The organism is Nocardia araoensis NBRC 100135 (genome assembly GCF_000308435.1).
Taxonomy (GTDB): domain Bacteria; phylum Actinomycetota; class Actinomycetes; order Mycobacteriales; family Mycobacteriaceae; genus Nocardia; species Nocardia araoensis.
In genome coordinates this window covers 1-3,053 of record NZ_BAFR01000294.1, presented here as the reverse complement: position 1 = coordinate 3,053, position 3,053 = coordinate 1, and the positions used below count along the sequence as shown (strand labels likewise).

Below are 3,053 nucleotides of genomic sequence, written 5' to 3'. Positions count from 1 at the left end.
CGGCCCGATCCGGCGGGTGATCACCGCGCTGGTCTCCGAGTCTCGCGCCGCGGGGCTGACCGGTCGGCAGGTGCGGGTGCTCAACATCATGGGCCACCGCGCCGAGGAATCGCCTCAGCGCCGCCGCTCGTCGCCGTTCGTACACGAACCCGGCGCCACCTGCCTGTGCGCGATCTGTAGAAGAGCGCGGGCCGAGGGTCGCGCGGCCACGAGCGGTGTGTCCAATACGCGCCGTCACGTCGATACGTGGCTGCCGATCCATGGCTGGACCGTGCAGGATGTGTGGGCGCGTATCGCTTCCGCTGGCACCCGCCCCCACCCGGCCTACGCTGCCGGATTCTCGCAGGCGTCCTGCGTTTTCTGTGTCCTTTCCTCCCGCGCCGCGCTCGTACGCGCCGCGCAACTATTTCCCGAGCTGGCCGCGCAATACGCCGCCGTGGAACACGCGATCGGCCACCGCTTCCGCGCCGACCGCTCGATGGCCGACATCATCACCGAAGCCACCACCGCCACCACATCCCCGCCGATCGAGCACTGGACCGCCTGACCGATGCCCGGTCCCCGAAATCCACGGTGTCAGCGGCCCAAGGCGAAAAGCGGCTTCACCGCATACATCGGCACACACCCGACGCCCACCACTCATCCCCGACCCCTTGCCGAAAGGAGATCCCGCACGGTCGACCCCACAGACGGCTTGTTCGCCGTGCCGGACCTTTTCGGCGGCGCGGACCCGGTGTGCTGGTCCTACGGCATGGGGGTGGAAAGCACCTGCGGCATAGTGCGCACGCTACTCGAGCCGGAGTTCCGGCCCGCGGAACTACGGGGCGACCTGTCGAACCTGATCGTGTTGATCGCCCAGACCGGTGACGAGTGGACCAGCACCTGCGACCTGGTCGCCACCCACGTCCTGCCGCTGTTGCAGCGGCATTCGGTCCGCCTGGTCGAAGTGGCCCGCAAGGGCCCCTCGGCCGCGGACGGCATTGTCGTATTGCAGGACACCCGGCAACCGGTGCAGTTGCACCCCGACCCCGAGAAGTACGGCTTCTACGCGCTCAGCGACGAACACCGCGGCAACGGCGTGCTGCCCACCCTCGGCGGCAACCGCACCTGTTCGGCCAAGGCGAAAGGAATGCCGCTCGACACATGGCGGGCCACCCACCTGGGTTCCGCGCCGTATGTGCACGCGGTCGGCTACAACGCCGAGGAGACCCGGCGCATCGCCACGGATTCGTCGGTGACGTTGGGCGGGCGCCGGCACCCGATCTACCCGCTGCACGCCGCAGGCTGGTCCCGCGCCCACCGCCAGGGATACCTGTTCGGGGTGTGGTGGCCGAAATCCTGCTGCCGACAATGCTGCTTCGTCTCCCAACCCGGATGGCCCGAGCAGCTGGCGCGGTTCCACGCCGCGCCCGCCGAGGCGTACAAGCATGTGGTGGACGAGTACGTCGCCGTCGCGCTCAACCGCAACTCCGGACTGTTCGGCCCGGGTAGATCGCTGACTGACCGGTTGCGCCGCGACGGCGCCCACCACGTCCTCGCCCTGGCCGAAGCCCAGCTGGATCGCTGCCGATGGGCGGTCTACCGGGTCCGCCGCTGCTACACCGCACCCGCCCGCGCCTGGCGGGCCGTCGACACCGTGGCCCACGGCCGCCGAACCGAAACCGTGGAGATCCTGCACCGGATCGCCGCAACGTTGCAGGTCCCGTGCGACCTGGACGGTGATCACACCCGGGTGTGGTTGACCGAACCCGCGACGACGTATCCGCGGTTGGAGGAGTTCTTCGTCGCCGCACCCGACGGTGTGATGCACAAACAGCGGGCGGGGTTCGACGCGCGCTGGCACGGCCACGCCGACGAGCGCCTGCTCGCGCTCGAGCAGGCCGCCCACGACGCCGTGGCAGTTCGCGGCGCGGCATAGCCACGGTCTGCCGACTGGTAGCGGTCCTGTCGTCACCGACGAATGCGGTGACCACTCCTCCGCGCGAGCCCGCCGACGTGCGGATTCGCGGGGACCACATCACCAACTCCCTGTTGCCCGTACAACGCCAGACCGGAGAACGCCTTCCGGTCTGGCGTTCTGCCGTTTCCGGAAGGTGGCCCGTCATGCCCGATTCCCTCTCTGTTGCGCTGTGCGCGGTCTGCGGCAGCGGTGAGCCCGGTGACCGGTACCCGGTCGACAACCAGGTCGTCTGTCCCCACTGCGCAGGGCGGATACCGCGGTGTGATCACTGCCGTGAGCCCTCGCTCAAGTTGACCGAAACCGCCGAGGAATACCAGGTCTGCGCCCGGTGCGTTTCGGGCTGGCGGCCGTGTGTGTGCTGCCGCAAACCCACCAGCCCCGCAGTGCGGACCGACACCGACGACCCAGTGTGCCTGCGCTGCGCGACCGTGTTGTTCGACGTCTGCCTCCAGTGCAGCCGCTACACCGCCAACGGCCGCTACGTCGCCGGCGGGTACCGCGCCTGCCCCCGCTGCGCCCACCGCCTCACCCCGTGCCCGCACTGCGACACCCTCACCCGCCCCGGCCACGCCTGCGACTGCCGGACAGGCCGAGACCATGTCTGGCACTACACCTACAAACCCGACCCCCGCTTCCACGGCGAAGGCCCACTATTTCTGGGTTTGGAGCTGGAGATCATCGTCCCCGGCTACCGCTACGGCGAATGCGTCACCCTCGCCACCGAACACCTCGGGCGGCTCGGCTACTTGAAGCAGGATTCCTCGATCCGGCCCACGGGATTCGAGTTGGTGACCCACCCCATGTCCTACCGGTATGCGATCGACCGGTTCCCGTGGCCGCTGCTCGAGGCGCTGGAAGACCTCGACTGCGACACCGACTCCTCAGTCGGTTTGCACGTGCACGCCAGCCGCGCCGGGTTCGACTCACCTGCGCATATCTACCGGTGGATGAAGCTGTTGTACCGCAACGAATCCGCCGTCTCCACCATCGCGCGGCGCCGATCCCGATACGCACCGTTCGACCGCACGGCTCGGGCACGCGCGAAGGACACCGCCAAAGGCCCCCAGCACGCGCTGGGTTTGGAGCGGTATCA

The 3,053-nt window shown here is 68.9% G+C and carries 3 protein-coding genes; all 3 read left to right on the top strand.

The annotated features are described in order from the left end of the window. The coding region (locus tag ON21_RS30585) for a phosphoadenosine phosphosulfate reductase domain-containing protein (RefSeq protein WP_039803754.1) at positions 1-547 on the top strand (547 nt) is incomplete at its 5' end. A 156-nt stretch (positions 548-703) separates the two neighbouring features. Then, the gene (locus ON21_RS30580; RefSeq protein ID WP_157171033.1) at positions 704-1,918 is read left to right on the top strand and encodes a hypothetical protein; all 1,215 of its coding nucleotides are present in this window, start codon (positions 704-706) and stop codon (positions 1,916-1,918) included. Positions 1,919-2,343: 425 nt separating this feature from the next. Continuing rightward, on the top strand, positions 2,344-3,053 hold a 710-nt coding region (locus ON21_RS39490; protein ID WP_174372230.1), incomplete at its 3' end, for a hypothetical protein.